Consider the following 26,461-nt stretch of genomic DNA (forward strand, 5'->3'; position numbering starts at 1 on the left):
CACTCATCACTTGTTCCATGACTTTAACTCTTTGTATTTCCTTCTGACTCAAAACTATTTCTCCCTTCATAGGCTTCTCCTCCTTGAAGGGGACATTTTACCTTTGCAGTTAATAGGGCCATTATCCCTTTGCTATCACATATTGAGAAATACTTATTGCTGTAATCATAGAAATATGAATTGGAAGTTGAGATGATTTTTATTTTATAATCAGACCCGGTCGCTAACGTATCAGGAACAACCCAATGTCTCAACCCATCATTTGAGGTGCTATTTTCTATTGTGCTTACAAAGTTGCCACCTTTATATAATTCAATTTTCACATTGGAACCCACATTCCCGTTGCTTGTCCACTGAATAGAGTAATCAGTGCCCTGCTGCCATGATTCACCGCCATTTGGAGAGGTTACTTTCAGATAAGAATTAGAGCTGTCAAGAACCGTAAAGTCATAATATTCAAGTTCACGCCACTCACCTGCAATCTTTGCTTTCGGCACAACCTTGAAGTTGCCTATATCTGTATCGGTAAACCATGCAAAGGAGGTCCCGAAGTTTTTCGTAGCGCCCGGATTTAGAACAACATTATAATAGTACCTCTCAACTCCGGTAGCCGGGTCTTTCATATCCCATTTATGATTGTTGTTTGCATCATGAATTGCCAGTGCAAGCTGCTCAATAACAATTGGCTGCTGTCCATCATTTCTGATACTGAAATCTGCATAAAAGTTAGGGTTAGATAAGCTTGCCCAAGGTTCGCCGCGTATCGGGTCAGACGTTCTCCAGAAATAATATACAGTGGGACTTCTGGAGATTATTTTATAGGTAACAATATTACTGGTGACATGGGTAAAATCATCCTCAGCCCACCATTCATAAATACCTAACGGTTTATTGGCGGGAACCGGATAAGGTATATCGAAATGCCCGATGGAATCTAAATTCTGTGATAGCGTTGAACAGTTGTTAGTGCCTTGCACGCAGAAATGAAGTGTTGCCGTCCTATACGGTGTAAAACCAGTATCCCACTGTGCAAATGTTGTCACACCGGGGATGCCTATCTCAGGAGTCTGAGCAATGGTCGGATCGAATGTAGAAGGATTTGTGATTGTATAAGTAAGATAATCGCTGCATATTGTTATTGTCTTATCAATTGTCGGCGTCAGATCACATGCCCGCCATTTGTATTCTCCGGGAGCTTTATTAGCAGTATAAGGAATATCCAAATGTCCGCTATCATCTACGGTGTAAAGAGGCGGATAATCCGTAGATGAGTCGTTCAGATTTATAACTTCAAGGCGCACCTGAGCATTGGGAATGAAATAATCAAGCGTCTGCGTGAATGTCGTTCCCGGAGGGCCGGAGTCAGGGGATTGGGAGATAAGCGGAGGATATAAAATTCTGGCGCTTCTTTATCGTCCGGATAAAGATCACGCTCTAATGCAGATAGAGGTGTGTTTCCTAAAACTGTTTTTTCAAGTGCTGAAGCACCAGGCGGTTCAGTTGGGTGAGCAAGTCCAATAAAGTGACCAATTTCATGTAAGGCAACGCTTTCGAGATCATTCCATACAAACGGGCACTGGTTGATGACACACCAATCATTTGTTGTAAACGTATTGTCGCTATTAAAAATTATAACTGCATTATAGATATCCGACCCTTTTTCAGGAGGATAACGGTATGTACAAGCACGATTCTCTCGAATATTACAACCTTCATAATTAATATATTCAGCAGGAATTTCTTCGGGACTTTTCTTTGTTATTAAATGGAGAGTGTCTGGATTATTAGGAGACGGGTTAAGGGTTTGGCCAATATAAGGTTCCCTTCTAAACTTCAAGTGTGAACCTTCAATATATCCCCACTTATTAAATGCGCTTTCAATTGCTGCAACTTCATCAGTACTAAATGCATTCGTGTCAATAATATATGTAATTGGATCATTGCCAGGCCATTTGCTATGTCTCAACGGCCTTGCAACGGCACTTGAAGCAAAAAGGACTAATATCAGAACCGATAAAAAAAAATCTTGCGAGCCATAACGTCCCCCTTTAAAATTAGTGTCAAAGAGTCAGAGTATCAAAGGTCAAAGTCGGATGGATTTCATAAACGCGTTCAGCATCATACCAAGCTCTTCGCGCATAGTTTCATATTTTTCGTATGCCTTCTGATCAATGAATTTCAGTTCGCAAGCTATTTCCAGCAGATACTCGGTTTCAACCAGTGATCTGTTTTCTATATTTAGAAAATTCAGGAATTCTTTTTTGCTTCTGCTTGCCTGTCCTTCGACAATATTCAAAGGCACAGAGAATGCCGCTCGTCTTATCTGCGAGGTCAATCCATAAAGCTCTTCCTTCGGAAATGTCTTGCTTGTTGCGTATATTTCCATAGCAAGCCCATGCGCCTTGTCCCATACTTTCAGCTTTTTGCAGCCCTTCTTTTCCATCACTTATCCCCCGATAGTGTCAAAGATCATAGTGTCAAAGTATCGAAGCATCAGAGTGTCCGAGTGTCAATCAGACTGCGATTCTATGCGGACAATGATGTGACTTCCACCATATGATGCTTTTGTCTGGCATCATTCACAATCTCTTCCAGTTTGGCAGCAACAGCATCATTGATCCAGTCCGCTCCGCACTGTGAGCAAACAGTAGCAGGAACATCCCTCACAACAACAACGCCAAATCCCAAATCAACTGTAAATGTGGTTTTCCCTTCCTTCTTGCTGCCTCCGCAAAGCGGACATTTATCGGTCGATGTGTCAAACGCCATACTTCCTCCTCGTTTTATAATCTGATTCAAAATGTTCCAAATCCGGCTTATATGCAGTGATAACAAAACAGCGACGTTTGTCGGTGTCTAATGCCGAAACAACGTGAAACGGATTCCCATCAACCCATCCAAAAAGTAAAGCACTCGGGAAAGGCTTGTCATCAGGATAATCTTCAATAACTTCTCCTGTCAGTAGAACTTTCATGACGGTATTCCTTGGAATCCCTCTTTCCATCATCCTTTCAAGTGCATGCCTCTGCCATTCGATATTGCCATTTTCAACTGCTTCTTTAAGCCCGTCTCTATTCATCTATAGTACATGTGTGAATCATGTGCAATATAATCGTAAATGTTCTCAATATCGGATATCGCTCTTTCGGCCCAAATCAGTTCTGCCATTTCTTCGAGAGCCTTTCAACGGCATCTTTATGTGAAAGTGTCCGGCCTTCTTTAATGTCTGCTTCACCTGCCTCGATTTTTTGCAGAAGATATATACGATAAATGAACTCCTCTATATCCACTTTATCAGGAAGCTCCTTCAATAAAACTTCAAGTTTTGATTTTAAGATTTCCATACCTTACACCTCACTTGCAAGATTTAAGTTTCCTTAAGTGCTACTATCTTGAACTGGTGAAATTTACTGCTAAGATAATTTATTAAACAACTCACATGTGATGGTTGTCAAGGAAAATGTTATTTGCAATTCTTTCTCCTGGGCCAGTACAGCCACACCGACACGATGGCAAGAATAATTGTCAGGGCTAAAATCACTTTCGGAGACATATTCAGGTAAACGATTTCTTCTACATAATGAATGATGAATGAGCCTGAATAGCTCTGAGACGGGTCGTGCATTTCCCTCAGCCAGATCTCAAGATGTGTAAGAGGGCAGTACCAGCCTAAGAATTGTATACCAAGCGCGAATATCATCCCGCCGATGTGGAACCTTTTGACCCATTTATACTTCCTGCCTATAAACGCCCCGAAGATGAGAAAGATTATCCAGAGCAAATGAAGGATTACGGTAATGTCGGCGGCTATGCGGTAGAGCATGGGAAATCAATCATTAAGTAAAATCCCCCTTCACCCCCCTTTTTTAAAGGGGGAGAGTTCCCCTCTATTAAGAGGGGGCAGGGGTGTGTTCTCTCGTTAGTTGAAAGAAGGATTCCCGACAAGCGGGAATGACATATCGTTAAGTTATTACTGCAATTAATAATCAAGAGACAGTTGATCGTCCCTGACTTTCCTGAAACTCTTTCTGTGGATCGGGCACGGCCCGTGCTGCTGAATGCATTCCATATGCTCTTTTGTAGAGTATCCCTTATGCCCGCTGAAATTATACACAGGGTATTTAGCGTGATAGTCATGCATGATATCGTCCCTGACGACCTTTGCGATAATTGATGCCGCTGCTATTGAGGCGCTGATGGATTCCCCTTTTATCATGGAGCGCTGGTTGATGGGAACGTCTTTTAGTTTAACGGCGTCTATGAGCAGGATATCGGGTCTGATTTTCAGGTCTTCGACCGCCATTTTCATGGCAAGTTTTGTGGATTCGAGAATGTTGATTTTATCTATAACGTCAGCGGCAACTATTCCAACTCCGACAGCAGCGGCGTGATGAACAACCTTCCAGAAGATACTTTTCCGTTCGCTTTCGGTAACGACTTTTTTTGAATCTCTCAGCCCTTCGATCACGGTCCCTGACGGCAGTATCACTGCCGCAGCCACGACCGGGCCTGCGAGAGGGCCCCTGCCTGCCTCGTCAATCCCTGCTATTAACGGGTGGTTCCGGCGTGCTTCTTCATCGTATATAAATATGGCAGGCACATCTGCTTTGGAGGTCTTTCGTGGAGACATGAGAAAGTTAAAAACTCTCCACAGATTGCACAGATTGACACAGATTTTTGCGAGCCATTCAATGAATCTGTGTTATCCGCGAAATCTGCGGATAAATATTATCATTCTTTACCTACTGCTTCTGGGTCTCTGTGAAAGCCTTTTCTTTTACTTTGGCAGCCTTCCCTTTTTTGCCGCGAAGGTAATAGAGCTTGGCCCGTCTTACGCGTCCTTCCTTGACAACTTTGATAGTATCAATAAGCGGTGAATACAAAGGGAAGATCTTTTCAACGCCGACGCCGTAAGAGATTTTTCTTACCATGAAGGTCTCACGCGTGCCGTCGCCTTTCCTTGCAATGACAATGCCTGTATAGGTCTGGATCCTCTCCTTGTCGCCTTCTCTGATCTTCATGTCTACACTGACAGTGTCGCCGACTTTGAAATGCGGCATTTCTTTCTTATATACTTCTTCTACAGCTCTTATGGCAATCATGATACTTCCTCCTCAATTTCGGAAATTAATTTTTTATCTAATTCTGTAAGCTCTACTTTTCCAATAAGGTCAGGTCTCTTTTGTATGGTCCTTTTTAAGGCCTCTTTTCTCCTCCAGCGCCATATTGCCTTATGGTCACCTGAGAGAAGCACCTGAGGGACTTCCATCTCCCTGAATTCCCTCGGCCTTGTGTAATGAGGGTAATCAAGCAGCCCCCACGAAAACGACTCGTCCTCAACGGATTTCTCATCTCCGAGTGCGCCGGGGACAAGCCTGGTCACCGCATCGATTATAACAAGAGCGGCCAGTTCTCCGCCAGTTATTACATAATCTCCAATGGAGACTTCCTCATCAATCAGCGTTCTGACCCTCTCATCAATGCCTTCGTAACGGCCGCAAATGAATACGAACCGGCGGCCTTCTTTTGCGTAAGCCTCCGCCATCGACTGATTGAAAGGGCTGCCCTGCGGACTCAAGAGGATTACCTTCCGGGGTTCGCCGTCTTCCTTCAGAAAATCCATTGCCCTGAACAACGGCTCCGGCTTGAACACCATGCCGGCCCCGCCCCCGTAAGGGGCATCATCAACCTGCCTGTGCGGCCCTGATGCGAAGTCCCTGATGTTGATCAGCCTTACATCAAGCAGGTTCTTCTCCCGCGCCCTTTTTAAAATGCTTTCATTCAGACAGGCAGTTAATATGTCGGGGAAGAGCGTCAGGACGTCACATTTCATTTTAACTAAGAAGTAACAAGTAAGAAGTAGGAAGTGGAAAAATAAAGACTTGCTGATTCATTATATTTCTTACTTCTCAGTTCTCACTTATTTTTATTCCAGTATTTCAAGTACGCAGCGTTTGCCGATCTTTGTGCCTGCTGCGCTCAGGATAGTTCTAATTGAGCGTGCTGTTTTTCCCTGCTTCCCGATTACCTTGCCAAGATCCGATGTAGCAACCCGAAGTTCGAAAACAGTGGTCCTTTCTCCGTCTACTTCCGCCACTGCAACTTCCTCCGGTTTGTCTACCAGAGCCTTTGCTATGTCTTCCAGTAGTGACTTCATATCCACCTCCAGATGCTTTTGGGCCGTGACTTACATGCCCGAAATTTTCAAAAGTTTTTTTACGACTGAAGTTGGCTGTGCCCCACAGCCAAGCCAGTACTTGGCTCTCTCTGTATTTATTTTAATCTCAGAAGGGTCTTTCATAGGATCGTAAGTTCCGATAATCTCTATAAACGGGCCGTCTCTTCTTTCCTTCGAGTCGGTGACAATCACTCTGTAAAAGGGCTGCTTTTTGGCGCCTTTCCTTGTTAGCCTAATCTTTACCAAATCAAAATCCTCCGTGTTAAATGATTTTTATGTTACAGGATACACAATTTAATATATAAAATACAAGGTTTAAATAATGAATTAGAATTGCTTATAGCAGGAGTTTATTGTCAGAATTTGAATTGAGGCATCCTGAATTTTCCGCTTTTGAACCGCTTCAGCATCTTCTTCATTTCCATATACTGCTTCAGCAGCCTGTTGACGTCGGCGACTGTTGTGCCGCTTCCGGTTGCGATTCTCTGTTTACGGCTGCCGCCGATAATGACCTGATTATTCCTTTCCTTCATTGTCATTGAATTGATCATTGCCTCGACCTTTACAAACGCCTTATCGTCGATATTGACGCCTTTCATCTGCTTGCCGAGGCCGGGGATCATGCCGAGGATATTTTCAAGCGGTCCCATCTTTTTGATCTGTTTGATCTGGTTTTTAAGGTCGTCGAAGGTAAAACTGTCTTTCCGCAGCTTTTCCTCAAGCTGGGCGGCCTCATCCATGTTCACTGCTTCCTGCGCCTTTTCCACGAGGGAAACAACATCACCCATGCCCAGGATCCTGGATGCCATTCTTTCGGGATGGAAGGGTTCGAGGAAATCGATCTTTTCGCCGACACCGATCAGTTTAATAGGCTTTCCCGTAACAGTAACAATTGAAAGCGCCGCGCCGCCGCGCGCATCGCCGTCCATCTTTGTGAGGATGACCCCGTCAATGTCGAGCTTGTCGTTAAAAGACTTCGCGATGTTCACGGCATCCTGTCCTGTCATGGCGTCAGCGACAAACAGTATCTCCTTGGGCTTTGCCTCTTTTTTCAGGTCTTCAAGCTCCTTCATTAGATCTTCATCTATGTGGAGTCTGCCCGCAGTGTCGAGTATCAGGATGTCCCGGCCTTCCTGAGTTGCCTTTTTCAGCGCCTCCGGGAAGATCCTTACAGGGCTGTCCCCGGGTTTTGTGGCATAAACCGGCACATCAATCTGCGTGCCAAGGGATTTAAGCTGATCGATCGCAGCGGGCCTGCCTGTATCAAGCGCAACAAGCATCGGCCTTCTGCCGTCTTTTTTGAAATTGCTTGCGAGTTTTGCCGAGGTTGTTGTTTTACCGGAGCCGTGAAGACCCACGAGCATAATGATCGTCGGCGGATTAGGAGCAAGGCTTATCTTGCGCACGCCTCCGCCCATGAGGTTGCAGAGTTCATCATAGACTATTTTTACTACCTGCTGTCCGGGGGTGATGCTGTCGATCACCTCTTTGCCTACCGCCCTCTGTTTTACCTTATCAGTAAAGTCCTTCACCACCTTGAAGTTGACGTCAGCCTCAAGGAGCGCCATCCTGATCTCCTTCATGGCCTCGGCGACGTCAGGCTCCCTGAGAAGGCCGCGGCCTTTGAGCTTCTTGAAGATGCCTTCTAATTTTTCCGATAGTGATTCAAACATAATTTCAGTTGTTAGGGTTTGGGGATTAGGGGTTAGTTACTTAACGTGTGGCCGTTGCTTTTTTGCCAATCCCTAATCCCTGACAACTAATCCCTGTAGTTAAAAATTTTCCTCTATATACTTTACTGCCGCCATCGCGGCTGTGGCGCCGTCGCCGACAGCGGTGGCTATCTGCTTTAAAGGCTTGCTCCTCACATCTCCCGCGGCGTATATCCCCGGGGCGGAGGCCGCCATATTCTTATCGGTGATGATGTAGTTGCTTTCATCAAGGTCTACCAGGCCCCTGAGAAACTCGGTATTCGGATTATAGCCTATATAAATGAAGACCCCCTGTACATCGAGCACCAGGTTTTCGCAGGCCTTCAGGTCCCTGATGTGCAGCGCGTTAACGCCGTCATCGCCGGATATCTTTTCCGGGACAGCGGTCCATATGAATTTTATCTTCGGGTTTGAGAAAGCCCTCTCCTGCAATATCTTCTCCGCCCTGAGCTGGTCTCTCCTGTGGATGACGTAAACCATCTCCGCGAATTTCGTGAGGAATATCGCCTCCTGCACAGCGGAGTCGCCTCCGCCCACAACGGCAATCTTCTTGCCTTTGTAAAAGGCCCCGTCACAGGTCGCGCAGTATGAGACACCCCTGCCGCGGAACTCGTCCTCTCCCTGGATCTTCAGTAGCCTCGGATGAGCCCCGGTCGCAAGTATAAGGCTTTTGGCTTCATAACGCTGATCGCCTTCAAGGACCATTTCTATGATTTTCTTATTTACAGAAATATCAATGACAGTCCCCTGTGTGATCTCAAGGCCGAACCTTGTTGCCTGCTTTTCCATTTTCTGGGCCAGTTCAACGCCCATAATGCCTTCTTCAAACCCGGGGTAATTCTCAACCCATTCAGTGGTTGTGACCAGACCGCCGGGCAGGCCTTTCTCGATAAGCAGGCTCTTCAGCCTTGCCCTTGCAGTATAAAGCCCTGCCGTAAGTCCGGCAGGGCCTCCTCCGATAATTACAACGTCATAGAGCATATTTTTTTACATCAGGGAATCGATCTTGGATTTGAGCTGGCCTTTCGGCACTGCGCCAACTACCTGATCGAGCATCTTTCCGTTTTTGAAAAATATTAAAGTGGGAATGCCTCTTATATTATAGCGGCTTGCGAGGTCCGGGTTTTCATCCGTATTTACCTTTGCAAAGGCGACCTTGCCTGTATATTCTTTTGCAAGCTCTTCAACAACAGGGGCTATTATTTTGCACGGGCCGCACCATGTTGCCCAGAAATCAACCATCACGAGAGTAGATGCCTGCAGAACCACTTCATTAAAAGAAGAGTCCCCTGTAACACTTGTAACTGCGCCTGACATATATTTTCCTCCTTACAAAGTTATTGAGTAATAATTATATTCCCCGAATTACTTCTTTGTCAATTTTCCGGTGGAATGGAAACGTCGATATAATTTTATCATGCTTTCGCCGGTTATCGTATGCAAAATGATATTATCTGATTACAATATACCATGAAGAAAATCTATACACTTGGAACCGGGTTACGCAGCCTTGAGGACTTCACCGAGATACTGAGCGATTACAGCATAGAGGCGGTCATCGATGTGCGAAGTTATCCGGTGAGCAAGCTCGAACATTTCAAAAAAGTGAACCTCGAACCTTTACTCAGGAAAGAAATGTTTGAATACTACCACCTCAAGGAACTCGGCGGTTTCAGAAAAGGCGGTTATGAAAACTATACTCTCACAAAAGAATTTGAGGAGGGTATAGACCTGCTTGAAAGGACCGCATCAGCCAAAACATCGGTCGTCATCTGCGCGGAACGCTTCCCCTGGAAATGCCACAGGCGTTTTATAGCGCGTGCCCTGCAAAAAAGGGGATGGCTTGTTGAACATATCATAGACAAGGGAAAGGTTTGGGTACCCAAGCAAACAAATTGAAAAATTCTTACCGGACATATAAAATCAATTCGCAGAAAGTATGAAGACAATTTCTATCCACAGATGACACAGATTGGCACAGATTTTTTCTGAGAAGAGTTTATTCTATCTGTGCAATCTGCGAAATCTGTGGATAAATTTTATATCAGGAGGCATTGATGGCAGAGATAAAAAGCCGTGAGGACAAGCCCCTACCGGGGATAGAATATTCAGAGATCCGGATACCCGATGAAGACAATCTCGGAAACGGTATTTTCACAACTGTTCTTGAACCTAAGGCCCTGGCAAAGATCAACCCGATTCTGAGCTCTATAAGTAATGAACCAGTATTTCAGTTGCTTGTCAGTATAAACGCGGCAGTGCATGAGATCACCGTTCTGCTTGGCAAGGCGGACAAAAGTCCCGCGACTTCAAGGGAAGTATTTGTGCTGCCCAAAAAACTTGATGATTCAAAGGCGCACCGGGTTGACGTGGTTTTTAAAGACTGGAAGATAACCGGGTTAAAGATGGACGGTGATGACCTGGAGCGGGTGACGGCCTGTCAGTAATTTCCGCTATTCCTTCTTTGATCCGATAAACCAGTCCTTCTTGTCGCTGAATAACACATTGAATGTCGTAAGCGAGCCGTAACACCTGGTGATATACTGCTGGAGATTTACCTTTTCACTTTCAGTAAATTTTTCAGAGGCGTTGATATTCTGCTCAAGCACCCGCAGTTGATTGCGGATCATTACAATCTTGTGGAAGAAGACGTCGATCGGGACACTCTTTTCCTGCATCCCCGGTTTGCCGGGTTTCATGATCATCTCCCCGCCGTTCCATTTGTCGGCAAGAGGGGTTATTCCAACGAGACCTTCTTCAAATAGAATGTCCCGGATAGTTTCTTTCAATTGATCTAAATCCATGTCTTGTGCCTGTGCTCCTTTTTCCTGTTGAGTTGGCGGGTCGGACAATTCCGTCTCCGCTTCAGCCTCAGTAAAATACTTTACCCCGGCGGCAATAAAGTTTATCACAAGGCGTTCTTTTTCAACATGCACTACCTTGCCGGTCCCGAAAGCTTTATGATAAACGACCTTCCCTGTGTAGAATTCTTCCATGGTATCACCTCATAACTGTAAAAGACTTAGTTGATATGATACAAAAGAAGATGAGAAAACTCTATTGTATTTAGATACCTGAGCAACTGGCCGTGTTTCTGAAGCTTTTGATGGCCTTGATCAAACTTCCCAAACTCACGTTTGTCTCCCTGGATATCACTTCCCAGGTCTTCCGCTTTCTTTCGTCAGAAATCTTTTTCACTGTCTGTCCCGAGAGGCCTGCAAAACACAATATCGCCGCAGTCTCTCCCGGCGAGGTCTCTTTGAGAAGTTTTTTTATGACGGCCTCGTTTACATTGAAAAAGAAGTCTTCGAGCTTTCTCTGGAAATGTTCAATCTTTTTTGACGAGGTCCGATCAATACCGGATATGAGGTTGTTGAGCTCTTCTGCTTTGGTAACGGCATGGAGAGAGTGCGTCAGAAGGAGAAGGTAGATGAGTGCAAGCATAAACAGTTTTTTTCTTTTCATTAATACGCCTCAAACCATAAGGAGAACCGGGAGGGACAGATGTCCCTCCCGTCTAACCATAAAAGGAGGGGTGGTTAGAACTGTACGTCTATTGTTGCGTAGATGTCCTGTGCCTTTTCGAGCGGCATGAACATCTGGGCATTTCCTGCTGCGAAATCACTTGCTGACGCCTTCAGATCAGAAATGCTCTTGGGCTCTCCGACCCATGAGTTGCTCCCTGTGTAATCAAATTTGTAATACTGATAACCAATCCTGAAAAACACCTTTCCTCTTTTAGCGATAGGCTTTTTATTCAGCTCCTGGATGATATAGACCTCATAGACGTCGCCCCTTGTGCCGAGCTTGCTTGTCCACATGTCGTCTCCTGCCGGGACCATTCCGATCCAGTATTTTGAGCCGTAGTTATATTCAGCGCCGATCTTTGTACCAGTGGATTCGATATCATATCTTGCGCCGACATAAACGGCAGAGCCGGTGTGGTTTTCCGTGTCACTGCCCGCTGTCATCGGATTGTCATCATAAAGCAGCCCTGCTCCTGTACCAGGGTTGTCAAAGGTGCCTACGTCAGCGATATCCCCGTCACCGTTGCCGTCAACGGCAAAGGTGAACATATCTTTTCCGGCATCCGTCCTGCTCATGGCTGCCGAGGCAAAGAGATTGAGAGTGCCGGGGCCTACCTTGTCCAGTTTGCCCATCACCAGTCCGCCAAACCATGTTATGTCTCCGAGGTTCGCCCTTACGCCTGAATCAGGCATGTTGTCAAAGATGTCGTATCCCTTGTTGGCCTGGAGTTCGACGTGAAGATCATCCGTGCTGTAAGGGACCACGGCGATGCCCGCAAAATTAACATCCTTTAGATTCGCGGTGTCCGTCTTGTAACCGCTGTCAAATCCTTTGCCGTAACAAAACTTTGTAAAGGCCCCGGGCAGTGAAGCGATGTCAGGCGCATAGCCGATTGTTAAACCGTCAAAGGCATAATCAACCAGAAGTCCCTGAACGCCTGCCGTTGTGCTGAGCCTTTCGGAATTCTGCCTTATGTAGGTTGGCGGGCCGCCTGTTGAAGGCCTTCTGCCGATAGAGAACCATGCCGGGATTCCGCCGATATTGGACCATGTGGCATAGGCATAATCAACCCTCAATGTGTTGTCCTGCGGGACATGGACTACTGAGCCGTCGAAGGGGCCGTTGGCCCTGTCTGCAAAATACGAGCCCTGTACAGGCCCCATTGTCTCATGCCCCCAGACTTTATACATAGCCAGCCGCGCCTTGACCCATACGTCCTCTACCGGGTTGGCCGTCACGTTCAGCCCGAAGCGGTTAAGGAGCAGTGATTCGTTTTTCACCTTTTGCTCCCCTATAATATTGCTGGCTGTGCCTCCCACAAAGACAGGCAGCGAAGTTCCGTATGTTCCCAATGATGTCCTTCCAAAAGCTGAACTCGGTATGAGCAGATAATGGTCATGAATATCACCTCTCAACGAATCAAGCCTGAACCTGTAATCTCCTTCAATCCTCAGCCATGACGGCCATGCTGCTTTGCTGTCCGTGTCCTCCACCTTTGCGGATTGCGTGTCCTGCATCTGCTGCTTCAGTTGCTGTAATTCCTGTGTGAGGGAGTCAAGCCTGATCTTCAACTCCTCATCAGAAGCTGCAAAAGATGCAGCCGGAAGCAACAGGGTCAGCACTGCAAAAACCAATAATGCTTTCCTCATTTTTTTCCTCCTCCTAAGTTTTAGAAATTTTGAAACTTTTGCAAAAGTATCAAGAAAACCGGTTTTGACGTCATACCCGCGAAGGCGGGTATCCAGAAGTCTTTGGTCTTAAAGAATACTGGATTCCCGATAAAAGACCTCGGGAATGACGAACAAAAACTTTTGCAAGAGTCTCGTTTATTACAAAAAATAAAACGCAACATTCGTGCTAATGAAGTGGAACGTTTTAGGAATTACTGAACATATGGATAACATTAAATAAATCAGGCGAGGGTACTGCAGAATGAAATCCCCGGATGTTTAGAAGTGAAACATTATTGCTGAAACAGTTGTTTCAGCTTGTTACGGGCAGGTTATATTTTTTGATCTTTCTCCAGAGGGTGGTCCGGCTGATGCCGAGGCCCTTTGCGGTCTTTGACAGGTTGCCTTTATGCTTTATCAGCCCGTTCTGGATAACCAGCTTTTCCATCTCAGCTACCCCTCCGGGTTTGTCGTCAGTTTCATTTTCCGTCCGGCCCTGTTTACAAATTGTGGCTATATGCCGGGGAAGGGAATTGAGCTCGATTACATTTCCCAGGGCGCGAATATAGGCATGTTCTATAATGTTCTCAAGTTCTCTCACATTGCCGGGCCATTCATACTCCATGAAAGCCAGCATGGCCTCCTGCGAGACATCTGTGATCTTTTTTCTGTGAGGGAATTTCAGGGCGCATTTTTCGAGGAAATGATTGACAAGCAGTGGTATGTCTTCCTTTCTCTCTCTGAGATGAGGCACTTTTACCGGGACAACGCATAATCTGTAAAAGAGGTCCTCCCGGAATTTTTTGGTCTTTATTGCTTCTCTTAAATCAATATTTGTGGCGGCAATGACCCTTACATCCACTTTCTTTGTCTTTACATCGCCGACCCTTTCAAATTCCCCGTCCTGCAGCACGCGCAGCAGCTTCGGCTGTGACGAAATCGGCATGTCTCCTATCTCGTCAAGGAATATCGTGCCCCCGTCCGCCAGTTCAAATTTCCCTATCTTGTCCCTGATGGCGCCTGTGAAGGCCCCTTTAACGTGGCCGAACAATTCGCTTTCAAAGAGACCCTCAACTATCGCAGCGCAGTTGACCTTTATAAAAGGCTTGTCTCTCCTTGGGCTGTGATGATGAACGGCCCTTGCGATGAGCTCCTTGCCGGTGCCGCTTCCTCCCTGGATAAGGACAACGCAGTCCGTATCACTCATGGCCTCAATCGAGTCAAATATCTCCTGCATCTCCCTGCTGCCGCCGATGATGTTGGAGAACCTGTATCTCTCATTCAGCTCCCTCTTCAGCCTTTCGGTCTCTGTAGCGTCTTTTATGGTGGCTACAAGCCCGACGTTCCTCCCGGCGTTATCTTTGAGAATTGCGGTCGAGAGATAAACCGGTATCGTGGCCCCGTCTTTTCCGACTATCCTTTCTTTGCAATTGGCCAATCCGTATCCATTTCTCAAGGCAAATAAAAGAGGGCATTCCCTGTCGCAGTTGTCAGCCATCAACACCTCGCTGCATTTACGTCCGATGGCTTCCTTTGCCTTTAAGCCCGTAAGCTGTTCAAGCCCTTCATTAAAGCTCGTGATCCTCATCTCCGCGTCTGTTGTGAAAACGCCGTCAGCGAGGCTGTTGATGATGGAGTCTATCCGGCTTTTTTCCTGTGAAAGAAGGACGTTGTTTTTTTCCAGCGAGTCTATTATCTCAACAATGTCCCTCATAGGCCTGAAATTCTCGATGACGCCGATGGTGTTTCCGTTAGCGTCCTTCAGCGGCGAGACATTCAGGCACAGGGGGATTGGAAGGCTGTTGCGCTTATGCAGATTAATATTGATAAAGTGGGAAGCGCAACTGTTATTTACAATAGTGTGCAGGGGGCAGCCGGTCAGGCAGAGATCGGTATTCATTACTTCTTTGCAGGAAAGTCCCTCAGGGACCGTGTCCGGCAGTCCTATAAAATTCTTTGCCGTATCGTTAACAAACATGATCTTGCCTTCGAGGCTTATAACAACAATCCCTTCCCCGATGTTCTGAAGAATAAGCCGGCAATTGTTGTCCAGTTTCTTTTTCATAGCCTTAACGTCTCCTCAACGCCTCTTCAACTGTTTTGATGGCGCAGAAATCTCCGCACATGCTGCATACGTGCGATTCTGTAGGAGGGACTTCAGCGCGCCACTGCCTGACCTTATCGGGATTCAATGACAAAGCTATCTGGCCGTTCCAGTCAAGCGCCTTTCTTCTCTTTGCCATTTCGATGTCGAGGTCAATCGCGCCTTTGACGCCTTTTGCTATATCAGCGGCATGCGCCGCGATCTTTAATGCGATAACGCCTTCTTTTACGTCTTCTATATTCGGCAGCCTGATGTGCTCGGCAGGCGTAACATAGCAGAGGAAATCAGCTCCTGCCGCTCCGCCGATGGCCCCGCCGATAGCTGCGGCAATATGATCATAGCCCATCGCGATGTCTGTCACAAGGGGGCCGAGAACATAAAATGGCGCGCCCTTGCAGATCTCTTTCTGCATCCTGATATTAAGCTCAACCTGGTCCAGCGGCACATGGCCGGGGCCTTCAATGATGACCTGCACGCCGGCTTCAAGCGCCCTGTCTCTCAATGCGCCAAGGGTCAGAAGCTCATCCATCTGTGTCCTGTCAGTTGCGTCGGCAAGACACCCGGGACGCGCGGCATCGCCGAGGCTCAATGTAAGATCATACTTTCGCGCTATATCGAGAAGGCGGTCATATTTTTCATAAAGCGGATTCTCCCTGTCATTGTAGATCATCCATTCAACGAGGAATGCGCCGCCCCGGCTTACGATATCGAGTATCCTGCCGTCTTCTCTCAGGGTTTGAATAGTTTTTCTTGTCAGCCCGCAGTGGACGGTCACGAAATCAACGCCCTGATCAGCGTGCTCCTCAATGATGTTAAAAAGGTCATCAGCGCTCATCCTTGAGATCGAGCCTTTGTCCCCGGCAGCCTTTGCGACCGCTTCATAAATGGGAACAGTGCCGACCGCAATGGGCGATTTTCTGAGGAGCAGTTTTCTGATGTCCTTTATCGGGCCGCCTGTTGAAAGGTCCATCACGGCGTCAGCCCCGTATTTCACCAGGACATCGAGCTTCTCCATCTCCTCATCAAGCGAGATCTTGTCCTTGGACGTCCCGATGTTGGCGTTTACCTTTGTCCTCAGACCTCGCCCGATGCCGAGAGGTTTAATATCGTGGAACGCGTTTCTCGATATAACACTGACGCCTGACGCGATGTCCTGAGAAAGTCTTTCAGGCTCGACACCTTCATCAATGGCAACCTGTTTCACCTCATCGGTGATGATGCCTTTCTTTGCAAGCTCAATTCTCGTATGCTGTAACGGTTTTTTCATAATATTCTCCTTGATTGTCATTCCGCACTTGATGCGGAATCCAGTAAGGGCAATTCATGAATTGCCCAACATTTCTCTGGATTCCCGCCTTCGCGGGAATGACATCGCACTACTTAATATTTAATTTATATCTTCTAACAAGCCAATCATCTCTCTCGTCTTTCCCTTAATATCATCCGCCCCCAAAATCTCCGATATCATAGCGACTCCGTAAGCCCCTGCGTTTTTAGCTTCATTCACCCTGTGGCTTTTTATCCCGCCGATTGCGAAAACAGGGACCTTGATTTTTCTGCTGACTTTTTTCAACGTGTCAAGCCCCGGAGGTTTTCCGTATTTTAATTTCGACGGAGTTTTATAAATAGGTCCAAATGTTATAAAGTCAGCCCCGGCCTTCTCAGCCTCTTTTGCCTCTTTCAAGGAATGTGTTGAGACGCCGATCAAAAAAGGTGACGAGTGACGAGTGACGAGTGACGAGTGAACGGCTTTTCTAACCGCGTCCGCGGGAATGCTGTTTTGCGTGAGGTGAACGCCGTCTGCGCCAACAGCAAGCGCAATATCGGACCTGTCGTTAATGAAAAGCTTCGCATTATATTTTTCGGTCAGCTCTCTCATCCTGTATGCCAGTTTTAATAATTCTCGAGTCTCTAAATCTTTCTCTCTCAGTTGAATCGCCTTCACCCCGCCTTTTAATGACTGCCTGATGGCGGTCATTAAGTGAGAAGTGGGAAGTGAGAAGTGAGAAGTTTCTCTGAACTGTTTTCTATCAGTAATCAGATAAAGTCTAAAGCCCAAAGCCGGGAGTCCGTGTTTTGTTTTTTTACTTCTGACTTCTGACTTCTGACTTCTGACTTGCTTCACAGCATTCCCTCTATCGGGCTGCTTGCTGTTGCGTAGAGTTTCTTCGGCATCCTTCCAGCTTTGTATGCGAGGCGTCCCGCGATTACTCCATGCTTCATGGCCTCCGCCATCGAGATCGGGTCTTTTGCCCCGGCTATCGCGGTGTTCAATAATACTGCGTCGCATCCGAGCTCCATTGCGAGCGCGACATCCGAGGCAGTTCCCACTCCGGCGTCAACTATGATCGGCACCTTTGCCTGTTCAAGTATTATTTTTATGTTGTAAGGATTTCTTATTCCAAGCCCCGACCCGATCGGCGCGGCAAGCGGCATTACAGCGGCAGCTCCCGCATCCACAAGTCTCAACGCCATAACAGGATCATCATTTATGTAGGGCAGAACAATAAAGCCCTCTTTAGCTAAAATCTCGGTTGCTTTCAGTGTGGCGCAGTTATCGGGGAAGAGGGTTTTTTCATCGCCGATGACCTCAAGCTTGATGAGGTCTGAAACGCCTGCCTCCCTCGCAAGCCGCGCGTATCTCAACGCGTCTTCCATTGTGTAGCACCCCGCGGTGTTCGGCAGGATCCTGTATTTCTTCGGATCAATATAGTCAAAAAGGTTTTCCGACTTCCTGTCAAAGATATTCACCCTCCTCACTGCGACCGTAACAACGTCCGCGCCTGACGCCTCAATGGCCTTTCTCGTCTCTTCAAAATCTTTATACTTCCCTGTCCCGACCCAGAGACGGGATTTGAATTCAATGCCTTTGATGATCAATTTATCGTCCATACGTTCCTCCATTTTAGGGGATTGGGGATTAGGGGTTGGGGATTGGTTAAAAGACTAATCCCCAACCCCTAACAACTAACCCCTGCTGTTCATCCGCCTCCGACAAAATTCACAACCTCTACTGCATCGCCGTCTTTAAGGACATGATTCTGAAAATCGCATTTTTTAATAATATTCAGATTTACCTCAACAGCGACCCTTGCAGGTTCAATCCGCAATGTCTCAAGAAGTCCGGCGACTGTGAGGTTGTCATTTAGATCAGTTTCGTTTCCGTTTAATTTTATTTTCATATATGAATATCTCTCTTCCCTTTTTCTATTAATTTGAATTTCTCAGCGAGGCCGTTTGCGCTCTTTGTAAGCTCTGCGTCCAGGATTTTTCGCAATTGTTCCTTCACTTCATCTGAAGCGCAGTCTTCCATATATTCTTTGAGCGAGAGGACTGCATTCTCGTGACAGAAGTTTTTAATTGTTTCCCCCTCTGCAAGATGCCTGAAAGTCTCACCGCTTCTTCCCTCTCTGTAGCAGGCCGTGCAGAGACTCGGCATAAGACCGAGACTTACGATCTTGCCGATAATTTCTTCAAGCCCTCTTGTGTCGCCTATCTCAAATTGCTCGGTATCGCCGTCATGCAGATATCCCGAAGGGCTGGTCTTAGATCCCGCTGATATCTGCGATGCGCCGATGCACAGCAATTCGTCCCTCAAACCGGCATGCTCTCGTGTGGAGACAACAACTCCGACATACGGGAGCGCCAATCTGTAAATGGCGACTATTTTTTTGAAATCATCGTCAGAAACCCTGTAACGGGAAGTTATCTGCGAACCCTGCGCGGGCTGAAGCCGTGGGACCGAGAGGGTATGAGGCCCGAAACCGTATTTGCTTATCAGTCTTTTGCTGTGCGCGATCAAGGCCCCGACTTCCCAGCGCCAGTCATAAAGGCCAAGCAGCACGCCCATTCCGACGTCTTCAAACCCGGCCTCAATAGCCCTGTCCATTGCATTGAGCCTCCAGGCATAATCTGATTTCGGTCCCGTTGGATGCATATGCCTGTACGTAGGGATGTGATAGGTCTCCTGAAAACACTGATACACGCCGATGCCGGAACTCTTTAATCTCTTGAAATCCTCCACGCTCATCGGCGCCGCGTTTGCGTGTAAAATGCGGATGTCCGTGCTCTCATAGATCGCGCGGACAACCTTTTCAATGTAATCAATGCCCGCAAGTTTTGTGTGCTCGCTTGCCACGAGAAGTAATCTTTTATATCCCCTGCCGGACAAAAGTTTTGCTTCCTGCACCGCTTCATCCACACTCAATGTCTTTCTTCGCGCATCCCGGTTGCCCGTCCTGAAGCCGCAGTAGAGGCAGTCGTTCGTGCATTCATTGGAAAGATATAGAGGCGCAAAAAGGACGATCCTTTTTCCGTATACTTTTTCCTTTACCCTGCGCGCCGTATCAAGCGCTTCCAGCCAGAGGTCTTTGTCCTCAAGCGCCAAAAGCGCAGACACTTCAGTGAGATTTAAAACCTGCATCTCAAGTGATTTGGCGAGGATTTCTTTGATGCGGGAGGAATCTGTGTTTATGTGTTTCATAATTAATACCTTTGTAAGGGCGGGTTTAAAACTCGCCCCTACCACAAACTAAAAAACCGCATTCCCTATGGCTGCATATTAAAGGGAACACGGCATCACGTTCTGCTCTTCCCTTTCCTTCGCTGGTATTACCCGGTTCAGGTTCAGAGGGTCTTCCCGGCACTGCGGAAACTCTCAGGCTGTAAAGCCTCCCCTAGGGTATTTAAAGTATACTGCTATCAAAGAAATGGTGTCAAGCGTAACACACGGGCATTATCTGCTCAATACGATCAGCAGGAAACCGATGAACATCATTACTCCGCCGATAGCCCTTTCAGCGATCTTTTCTTCTTTAAATAAAAGATGCCCGTAAAGGATGCTGAAGAGCAGGCTCATGCGTTTTACCGAGATCATATAGGCGACCTTTGTAAGGCCCATTGCAGTCATGTGAAATACTATCATCAGGGCATAAGTAATGCCGATCGCCGCAAGAGGCAGAATGTCCTTTCCTGTTATGGCGATCCTGTCCCTGCTTTTACTCAAGGCTATCGGAGTAAACAGGATGGTCAGGAGTATAAAGTAAAAACTGCCGAAGAAGACCGGGGACGAATTCGTGATCGCCATCTTGCCGAGAGAAGATGTAATGCTGAAAATGAAGGCGACAATTATCATCAGCACAGAGCCTTTTTCCCTGAAGACTGCCTTTACAGGCTCCAGCAGAGAGTGCCGCACCTTATGGATATGAAGCGTGTAGCTGCCGGACGCGATGAAGAGGACCCCGATGCCGCCGGTCAAAGAAACCTTTTCACCAAGAATGAAGTAAGACATGAGGATCAACAACAGCGGGGTCAGCGAGAGAAACGGTGCAGTAAGGCTGATGGGCGAGACCTTCAAGGCCTTTGTGTACAGGATCATGGCGATTATCTCAAACGGCATGGCGATTACAGTTGCAAGCCAGAAATTTTTGTTCAGGGGCGGTATCTCGATAAACAGCAAACAGGCCAGAAAAACCGGGAGGGAAAACAGCAGTCTTGCCCACGCGACAAAGTATTCATCCCGCGACGCAAGGACGCGCTTTGTCAGGGCATCGCTTGTGGCGAGAAGGATTGCTGTCAAGAGGGCGTAGATGATCCACATGACATCTAAGCAGGAAGTAAGAAATAAGAAGTTGGAAGTCCCTGTCTGTGGTTGTTTATCTTCACTTCTTAGTTCTCACTTCTTACTTCCCACTTTTATTTTTCGAGATTGTAGTCCTTGATCTTGGTCAACAATGTCTTGTAGCTGACTTTTAAAATCTCCGCTGCCCTGGTTTTATTTCCGTGCGTGTCTTCAAGGGCCTTCCTGATCCTTCGTGATTCGGCGATCCTGAGGGCGGCCTTTGCGACTTCATCAAGCGTGCCGTCGGGAGCGATATCTTCAAGTTTCCCTCCGGGGGTATCCAGCGGAGTAAGCCGGAGTTCCATTTGAGTTATCGTGCCGCCGTCGCAGAGAATCATCGCCCTCTCGATGACGTTTTCAAGTTCGCGCACATTGCCTTTCCACGAATAGTCTTTCAGGACATCCATTGCTTCCCGGCTTATATTTTTGTGCGGTATGTTCATCTCGGCAGATAATTTTGCAATAAAGTGTTCGACCAGCGCGGGGATGTCTTCTTTTCTCTCTCTCAGGGGAGGAATGGTGATCGGGAAGACGCTCAGCCTGTAGTAAAGGTCCTGCCGGAATAAATTTCCTGCCACAGCAGCTTCAAGGTCTTTATTGCTTGCGGCAATTATCCTGATATCTATTTTGATGGAATTTGTGCCGCCGACCCTGTCGATCTCGCCTTCCTGCAGGGCCCGCAACACCTTTGTTTGCAGAGTGATATCCATCTCTCCGATCTCATCAAGAAATATAGTGCCCTTGTTTGCGAGCTCGAATTTGCCAAGCTTTTTCTCGCCGGCCCCTGTGAACGCGCCTTTTTCATAGCCAAAGAGTTCGGACTCAAGCAATTCCCTTGGAATAGCGGCGCAGTTTATCGGCACAAAAGGAAGTTCTTTTCTCGGGCTCAATTCATGGATAGCTCTTGCGAAGAGCTCCTTCCCCGTGCCTGATTCTCCAAGCAGTAAGACGGTGGACTTTGTCGGGGACACCTTCTGGATGTTCTCTGCCACAGCGAGCATCTTCGGGCTTTTGCCAATGATGTCCGGCATCCCGATGTGCTGTGACAAGGCGTCTTTCAAAAGCAGGTTTTCAGTTGCGAGTCTCCTGTTTTTAAGAGACCGCTCTATGAGCAGATGCAGGTGGTCGGTATCAAGGGGCTTTGTGATGAAATCATACGCGCCGAGCTTCATGGCATTGACGGCGGTCTCAACAGAGCCGAACGCGGTCATGACAATCACGGGGGTCAAAGGGTTTTCATCTTTCGATGCCTTCAAGACCTCGATGCCGTCTTTCCTCGGTAACTTCAGATCGGTAAGGACAAGGTCTACCTTATTCTCCCTGATGATCTTTATCCCCTCGGCCCCGTCTTTTGCAGTGACAACCTCAAACCCGAAAAGCTCAAGGGTCTCCCTGAGCATCCGGGCCATGGACTCCTTGTCTTCTACAACGAGAATTTTTTCCATGATGTCAATTAAATAATTTGATCTACACGGTTGTAGGGGCGGGTTTGAAACCCGCCCCTACAGTTTTTTTCTCAACAGCTCATTCACGATCTTTGGATTGGCCTTGCCCTTTGTTGCCTTCATTATCTGTCCCGCGAAGAAACCGAGGAGTTTTTCTTCGCCTGATTTGAAACGTTCCACCTCTTTAGGATTGTTTGCGATGACCTCATCTATTACTTTCTCAATCTCGGATTCGTCGCTTACCTGAACAAGGCCCTTCTCCTTCACTATAACTTCCGCATCCTTGCCGGTTTTATATATTTCCTCAAAAACGGTTTTCGCGATCTTGCCGCTAATTATATTTTTATCTATCAGCTTCAACAAGCCGACGAGTTGTCCGGGCTTCAGCGCGGATTCCTCGATCTGTTTTCCTTCTTCATTGAGAAGCCTCATCAGCTCGCCCATCATCCAGTTGCTTACGGCTTTCGGTTCGCCGCCTAAAGTGACAGCCTGCTCAAACCACTCCGCGATCGATCTTTCAGATGTAAGCAGTTCAGCGTCTTGTTCGGGGAGGCCATGTTGACTGATGAATCTCTGCCGTCTTGGATCAGGCAGTTCGACAAGCTGCGACTTTATCTGTTCGATCCATTTGTCGTCAACCTCAACAGGCACGAGATCAGGGTCGGGGAAGTAGCGGTAGTCATGCGCCTCTTCCTTTGAACGCATGGATTCAGTTATGCCCTTTGCTGTGTTCCAGAGGCGCGTCTCCTGGGTTATCCTGCCTCCTTCATTCAAGACTTTTATCTGCCTCTTTATCTCATAATCAAGCGCCTTCTCAATGTACTTGAAGGAATTCATGTTCTTGATCTCGGTCTTTGTCCCGAATTCATTCCGGCCCTCCGGCCTGACTGACACATTCGCGTCGCATCTTAAAGAACCCTGTTCCATATTCCCGTCGCACACGCCAAGATAGCGGACAATCGCCCTTAATTTTTTCACGAACTCAGCAGCTTCCTGCGGAGTGCGGATGTCAGGCTCCGAGACGATCTCCATCAGCGGCGTGCCCGCCCTGTTTAAATCAACATAACTGTAATTACCGGCCCCTTCATGAATGTTCTTCCCCGCATCTTCCTCAAGATGTATCCTTGTGAGGCCAATTTTTCTTGTGCCGCCATTGACAGTGATCTCCACGGAACCGTGCTCGCATATTGGGAGTTCGTACTGGCTTATCTGGTATCCTTTGGGAAGGTCGGGATAAAAATAATTCTTTCTGGCAAACCTGCTGTAAGGCGCGATCTTGCAATCTACGGCAAGTCCGGTCTTTATCACATACTCAATGGCCTTCCTGTTTGCCACAGGCAGGACACCCGGCATCCCGATGCAAACCGGACATGTCTGCGTGTTCGGCTCCGAGCCGAATTTTACGGAGCACCCGCAGAACATTTTCGATTCCGTCAGCAACTGCGCGTGTATCTCAAGCCCTATGACCGTTTCGTATCGCATTTATAACCTCTTATTGTTTAGATATCAAAACAACTTTTTAAGTCCCATTCCCACGTCTTCAAAATGTTTGTCGGCAGTCAGGACCTCCGAGACGCCTATCTCTTTCAGGACTACAAAGGAAGTAAAATCGAAAAAGGAGATATGCGGTTTATCATTATATTTTTTGCTTAACTCCCATGCCTTTGCCCATCGCTTTTCATCTATCTTTTCCAGAATTATTTTGCCCTTCCTGGCCGCAATAAGAATTGCTTCAATGAAATCTGCAGTGCTATACGGATTTATTCTGGCCCTCAAAAGGTTAATGGTTTCAGCAAGAATATAATCTGTAGTAACCGGAAGTCCCTTGCCAAGAAGAAAGGATTTGTAAAAAGAGAGCACGGGTTTATGATGGTCGTCATTTTTATTAGCTATTGCGCTCCAACCCCATGTGTCAAAAAAGACCTTTTTCATTTCCTTTTCTTAGGCAGACCATAAAGATAGTAGTCGTGGTTGTCTGCAAGGTCGGGCGGTCCGTCTTTGCAAATACCTGCTACTGACAGAAGTTTTTCAATTGTTTCATCCTTAAAAGACTTTCCCCGAAGTTTCTTCTTTTCTTTTAAAAACCTGTCAATAGCTTCCCGCACCATCTCTGCGACAGAAGCCCCAGTATCTTGCTGCAGTCTTTCAAGCACTTCTTTTTGATCTTCTTCCAGAAACATCTGAAATCTTACTTTTGACATATTCGCCTCCTACACATATCATAATTGAGTTATGTGTGTATGTCAACGACTGTTCGCAGCCTGCGCCTATAAATTCGGTTTCCTCTTATGCCAATCGGTTGACTGCTCATAGGCGTATGAAATCTTCAATATCGTTTCTTCGTCGAAGTGCTTCCCGATAATCTGCAAACCCACCGGCAGGTTTTGGGAGGTGAAACCGCAGGGGATTGAAATACCCGGGGCTCCCGCAAGGTTTACCGAGATGGTGAAGATATCGGCAAGGTACATCTGGAGAGGGTCGTCTGCCTTCTCTCCAACTTTAAATGCGGGGTTTGGGGCTGTCGGCGTTACTATCGCGTCGACTTTTTCAAACGCCTTCCCGAAGTCATTCATTATTAATGTCCTGACCTGCTGGGCCTTTTTGTAGTAAGCGTCATAATATCCCGATGATAGGGCATACGTCCCAAGGATTATCCTCCTCTTCACCTCAGCTCCGAATCCCGCTTCTCTTGTATTCATGTACATGTCGATAAGGTCTTTCCCTTCGACACGCAGACCGTACTTAACTCCGTCATACCGCGCAAGGTTTGACGAGGCCTCGGAAGTGGCGAGGATGTAATAAGCCGCAACCGCGTATTCAGTATGCGGGAGGGAAATTTCTACAGGAATGGCGCCGAGGGATTCGAGTTTCCTGATCGCCTGTTTCACTGATTCTTCAACTTCCTTGTCCATCCCCGCGATGAAATATTCTTTTGGAACACCAAGCCTCATCCCTTTTATGTCCTGACCGAGGACGGATGTAAAATCAGGCACCGGCAGATCGGCTGATGTTGAATCACAGGCGTCATGTCCGCTGATGACATTGAGAAGGATCGCGGAATCCTTCACGGTCTTTGTGATAGGACCTATCTGGTCAAGTGATGATGCAAAGGCGACAAGCCCGTAACGCGAGACACGTCCGTACGTCGGTTTTAATCCGACCACACCGCAGAATGAGGCGGGCTGGCGTATCGAGCCTCCGGTATCAGAGCCGAGGGCCGCTAAACACATATCAGCGGCAACCGCCGCGGCTGAGCCCCCGCTTGAGCCGCCGGGCACGCGTGTAACGTCCCATGGATTTCTTGTTGTTACGAATGCCGAATTCTCTGTTGATGAACCCATAGCGAATTCATCGAGATTTGTCTTGCCGATCAATATATATCCCTGCTCTTTTAACTTATTTGTGGCTGTGCCTTCATAAGGCGGGACAAAGTTCTCAAGTATCTTTGATGAACAGGTGGTCCTTACGCCCTTTGTGCACATATTGTCTTTTATCGCAAGAGGAATCCCAGCGAGCGGACGCTTGTTGTTTCCAGTCGCCTTTGCCTGAAGCAGCGCATTTTCTTTATTGATAGTGACGAAGGAGTGTATTTTATCTTCAACAGTCTCTATTCTTTTAAATATCGCCTCAGTCAATTCCTCAGGAGTGATATCGCCTTTGTCGATAGCTGCTTTGGCCTCCTGAATATTCAGGCTGTAAAGTTCCACGCATCCTCCATGATAAATTTCGAGTCTATTCTACAATTTTATTATTTCAACTCACAACCTGTTCCCGCAGAAAATCTTTGGCGTGGCAAAAGGACACGATTGGCTTCTAAAGAAAAGTCTTTTTAAGAGGATGGTTATAGAGAAAGTGGAAGTGCTTATTCTTGCTTGGTCAGCAGAAAGAGAGCAACAGCTATTGCCGTAAGCGAAATTACTTCAGCAATCATTACGGGTGCGTCAATGCTTACATAATTGACTATTGCGGAACTTCCATACTGCTCTAATCCCAGGAATTGTAAAATTGTTGGCCTCAGATGATGCCCCAAGTATGTTTTAGAGCAGTTTATTCCATACCTGGAAAGAGGTTCTATTATAAAAGTAACCAGAAAAACACAAAAGACATAGAATATTAAAATAAGCTTTTGACGCTTTCTCATACGCTTTCTCCTCTTAAATAAATTGCTTTTGTCAGGACTAAAACAACATTTTGTCTGAATAGC

The 26,461-nt window shown here is 46.9% G+C and carries 33 protein-coding genes and 1 riboswitch; of the genes, 2 read left to right on the plus strand and 31 right to left on the minus strand.

Features of this window, described 5'->3' with window-relative positions; all coding sequences use genetic code 11:
* Window positions 1–23: 23 nt before the first annotated feature.
* From HZB61_13215 to trxA, 15 genes are all read right to left on the minus strand, one after another.
* A complete protein-coding gene (locus HZB61_13215; protein ID MBI5057567.1) occupies window positions 24–1,223 on the minus strand; it encodes a hypothetical protein in 1,200 nt (399 codons plus the stop codon).
* A 59-nt stretch (window positions 1,224–1,282) separates the two neighbouring features.
* Complete coding sequence (locus HZB61_13220; GenBank protein ID MBI5057568.1) at window positions 1,283–1,966, minus strand: matrixin family metalloprotease; 684 nt, start codon at window positions 1,964–1,966, stop codon at window positions 1,283–1,285.
* A gap of 117 nt (window positions 1,967–2,083) precedes the next feature.
* A complete protein-coding gene (locus HZB61_13225; protein MBI5057569.1) occupies window positions 2,084–2,443 on the minus strand; it encodes a four helix bundle protein in 360 nt (119 codons plus the stop codon).
* Between the two features lie 83 nt (window positions 2,444–2,526).
* Window positions 2,527–2,769, minus strand: a complete 243-nt coding sequence (locus HZB61_13230) for a type II toxin-antitoxin system MqsA family antitoxin (GenBank protein MBI5057570.1) — start codon at window positions 2,767–2,769, stop codon at window positions 2,527–2,529.
* Window positions 2,759–3,079: a DUF4258 domain-containing protein gene (locus HZB61_13235; GenBank protein MBI5057571.1), complete on the minus strand. Its 321-nt coding sequence runs from the start codon at window positions 3,077–3,079 to the stop codon at window positions 2,759–2,761. Before HZB61_13235 ends, HZB61_13230 begins: the two co-directional genes overlap by 11 nt.
* 76 nt (window positions 3,080–3,155) lie before the next feature.
* On the minus strand, window positions 3,156–3,344 hold the full coding sequence (locus tag HZB61_13240; protein MBI5057572.1) for a hypothetical protein: 189 nt from the start codon (window positions 3,342–3,344) through the stop codon (window positions 3,156–3,158).
* Window positions 3,345–3,463: 119 nt separating this feature from the next.
* Window positions 3,464–3,823 carry a DUF2784 domain-containing protein gene (locus HZB61_13245; GenBank protein ID MBI5057573.1) on the minus strand — a complete coding sequence of 120 codons (360 nt, stop codon included), beginning with the start codon at window positions 3,821–3,823 and terminating at the stop codon, window positions 3,464–3,466.
* Between the two features lie 156 nt (window positions 3,824–3,979).
* The gene (locus tag HZB61_13250; GenBank protein ID MBI5057574.1) at window positions 3,980–4,630 is read right to left on the minus strand and encodes a ribonuclease HII; all 651 of its coding nucleotides are present in this window, start codon (window positions 4,628–4,630) and stop codon (window positions 3,980–3,982) included.
* A gap of 112 nt (window positions 4,631–4,742) precedes the next feature.
* Window positions 4,743–5,102, minus strand: coding sequence for a 50S ribosomal protein L19 (rplS, locus tag HZB61_13255; protein MBI5057575.1), 360 nt, complete (start codon window positions 5,100–5,102; stop codon window positions 4,743–4,745).
* Window positions 5,099–5,833, minus strand: a complete 735-nt coding sequence (trmD, locus tag HZB61_13260) for a tRNA (guanosine(37)-N1)-methyltransferase TrmD (protein MBI5057576.1) — start codon at window positions 5,831–5,833, stop codon at window positions 5,099–5,101. The genes rplS and trmD overlap by 4 nt, the downstream gene beginning before the upstream one ends.
* Before the next feature lie 93 nt (window positions 5,834–5,926).
* Window positions 5,927–6,157, minus strand: a complete 231-nt coding sequence (locus HZB61_13265) for a KH domain-containing protein (protein MBI5057577.1) — start codon at window positions 6,155–6,157, stop codon at window positions 5,927–5,929.
* Between the two features lie 30 nt (window positions 6,158–6,187).
* A complete protein-coding gene (gene rpsP / locus HZB61_13270) occupies window positions 6,188–6,424 on the minus strand; it encodes a 30S ribosomal protein S16 (GenBank protein ID MBI5057578.1) in 237 nt (78 codons plus the stop codon).
* Window positions 6,425–6,534: 110 nt separating this feature from the next.
* On the minus strand, window positions 6,535–7,851 hold the full coding sequence (gene ffh / locus HZB61_13275) for a signal recognition particle protein (protein MBI5057579.1): 1,317 nt from the start codon (window positions 7,849–7,851) through the stop codon (window positions 6,535–6,537).
* Window positions 7,852–7,950: 99 nt separating this feature from the next.
* Entirely contained in the window at window positions 7,951–8,871 is a 921-nt protein-coding gene (trxB, locus tag HZB61_13280; GenBank protein ID MBI5057580.1) for a thioredoxin-disulfide reductase, read from the minus strand.
* 6 nt (window positions 8,872–8,877) lie between these two features.
* A complete protein-coding gene (gene trxA, locus HZB61_13285; GenBank protein MBI5057581.1) occupies window positions 8,878–9,207 on the minus strand; it encodes a thioredoxin in 330 nt (109 codons plus the stop codon).
* A gap of 153 nt (window positions 9,208–9,360) precedes the next feature.
* Between trxA and HZB61_13290 the strand changes: the two genes are divergently transcribed.
* On the plus strand, window positions 9,361–9,789 hold the full coding sequence (locus HZB61_13290; protein MBI5057582.1) for a DUF488 domain-containing protein: 429 nt from the start codon (window positions 9,361–9,363) through the stop codon (window positions 9,787–9,789).
* 158 nt (window positions 9,790–9,947) lie between these two features.
* Window positions 9,948–10,337, plus strand: a complete 390-nt coding sequence (locus HZB61_13295) for a hypothetical protein (GenBank protein ID MBI5057583.1) — start codon at window positions 9,948–9,950, stop codon at window positions 10,335–10,337.
* A 6-nt stretch (window positions 10,338–10,343) separates the two neighbouring features.
* On the opposite strand, the gene HZB61_13300 is transcribed toward HZB61_13295, so the two are convergent.
* The 16 genes from HZB61_13300 to HZB61_13375 all read right to left on the minus strand — a co-directional run bounded on the left by HZB61_13300 (window position 10,344) and on the right by HZB61_13375 (window position 26,398).
* Window positions 10,344–10,886: a hypothetical protein gene (locus tag HZB61_13300; GenBank protein ID MBI5057584.1), complete on the minus strand. Its 543-nt coding sequence runs from the start codon at window positions 10,884–10,886 to the stop codon at window positions 10,344–10,346.
* 70 nt (window positions 10,887–10,956) lie between these two features.
* Window positions 10,957–11,355 (minus strand): hypothetical protein, encoded by a 399-nt coding sequence (locus tag HZB61_13305; protein MBI5057585.1) that lies wholly within the window; start codon window positions 11,353–11,355, stop codon window positions 10,957–10,959.
* A gap of 74 nt (window positions 11,356–11,429) precedes the next feature.
* The gene (locus HZB61_13310) at window positions 11,430–13,067 is read right to left on the minus strand and encodes a DUF3373 family protein (protein MBI5057586.1); all 1,638 of its coding nucleotides are present in this window, start codon (window positions 13,065–13,067) and stop codon (window positions 11,430–11,432) included.
* 334 nt (window positions 13,068–13,401) lie between these two features.
* Window positions 13,402–15,153, minus strand: coding sequence for a sigma 54-interacting transcriptional regulator (locus tag HZB61_13315; GenBank protein ID MBI5057587.1), 1,752 nt, complete (start codon window positions 15,151–15,153; stop codon window positions 13,402–13,404).
* Between the two features lie 4 nt (window positions 15,154–15,157).
* Complete coding sequence (thiC, locus tag HZB61_13320; GenBank protein MBI5057588.1) at window positions 15,158–16,459, minus strand: phosphomethylpyrimidine synthase ThiC; 1,302 nt, start codon at window positions 16,457–16,459, stop codon at window positions 15,158–15,160.
* A 120-nt stretch (window positions 16,460–16,579) separates the two neighbouring features.
* A complete protein-coding gene (thiE, locus tag HZB61_13325; GenBank protein MBI5057589.1) occupies window positions 16,580–17,317 on the minus strand; it encodes a thiamine phosphate synthase in 738 nt (245 codons plus the stop codon).
* Entirely contained in the window at window positions 17,314–18,084 is a 771-nt protein-coding gene (locus HZB61_13330) for a thiazole synthase (protein MBI5057590.1), read from the minus strand. Before HZB61_13330 ends, thiE begins: the two co-directional genes overlap by 4 nt.
* Before the next feature lie 89 nt (window positions 18,085–18,173).
* The gene (gene thiS, locus HZB61_13335) at window positions 18,174–18,374 is read right to left on the minus strand and encodes a sulfur carrier protein ThiS (protein ID MBI5057591.1); all 201 of its coding nucleotides are present in this window, start codon (window positions 18,372–18,374) and stop codon (window positions 18,174–18,176) included.
* A complete protein-coding gene (gene hydG / locus HZB61_13340; protein MBI5057592.1) occupies window positions 18,371–19,675 on the minus strand; it encodes a [FeFe] hydrogenase H-cluster radical SAM maturase HydG in 1,305 nt (434 codons plus the stop codon). Before hydG ends, thiS begins: the two co-directional genes overlap by 4 nt.
* Before the next feature lie 97 nt (window positions 19,676–19,772).
* Window positions 19,773–19,880: riboswitch (TPP riboswitch) on the minus strand.
* 47 nt (window positions 19,881–19,927) lie between these two features.
* Window positions 19,928–20,791, minus strand: a complete 864-nt coding sequence (locus HZB61_13345; protein ID MBI5057593.1) for an EamA family transporter — start codon at window positions 20,789–20,791, stop codon at window positions 19,928–19,930.
* 95 nt (window positions 20,792–20,886) lie between these two features.
* Window positions 20,887–22,257: a sigma-54-dependent Fis family transcriptional regulator gene (locus HZB61_13350; GenBank protein MBI5057594.1), complete on the minus strand. Its 1,371-nt coding sequence runs from the start codon at window positions 22,255–22,257 to the stop codon at window positions 20,887–20,889.
* A 57-nt stretch (window positions 22,258–22,314) separates the two neighbouring features.
* Entirely contained in the window at window positions 22,315–23,739 is a 1,425-nt protein-coding gene (gene gatB / locus HZB61_13355) for an Asp-tRNA(Asn)/Glu-tRNA(Gln) amidotransferase subunit GatB (protein MBI5057595.1), read from the minus strand.
* Window positions 23,740–23,763: 24 nt separating this feature from the next.
* Window positions 23,764–24,189, minus strand: a complete 426-nt coding sequence (locus HZB61_13360) for a PIN domain-containing protein (protein MBI5057596.1) — start codon at window positions 24,187–24,189, stop codon at window positions 23,764–23,766.
* Window positions 24,186–24,458 (minus strand): CopG family transcriptional regulator, encoded by a 273-nt coding sequence (locus tag HZB61_13365; protein ID MBI5057597.1) that lies wholly within the window; start codon window positions 24,456–24,458, stop codon window positions 24,186–24,188. Before HZB61_13365 ends, HZB61_13360 begins: the two co-directional genes overlap by 4 nt.
* Before the next feature lie 66 nt (window positions 24,459–24,524).
* Window positions 24,525–25,964 carry an Asp-tRNA(Asn)/Glu-tRNA(Gln) amidotransferase subunit GatA gene (gene gatA / locus HZB61_13370; GenBank protein ID MBI5057598.1) on the minus strand — a complete coding sequence of 480 codons (1,440 nt, stop codon included), beginning with the start codon at window positions 25,962–25,964 and terminating at the stop codon, window positions 24,525–24,527.
* Between the two features lie 155 nt (window positions 25,965–26,119).
* Window positions 26,120–26,398, minus strand: coding sequence for a hypothetical protein (locus tag HZB61_13375; protein ID MBI5057599.1), 279 nt, complete (start codon window positions 26,396–26,398; stop codon window positions 26,120–26,122).
* Window positions 26,399–26,461: the final 63 nt, after the last annotated feature.

It is taken from the genome of Nitrospirota bacterium, from assembly GCA_016214845.1.
In the GTDB taxonomy this organism is placed as follows: domain Bacteria; phylum Nitrospirota; class Thermodesulfovibrionia; order UBA6902; family UBA6902; genus SURF-23.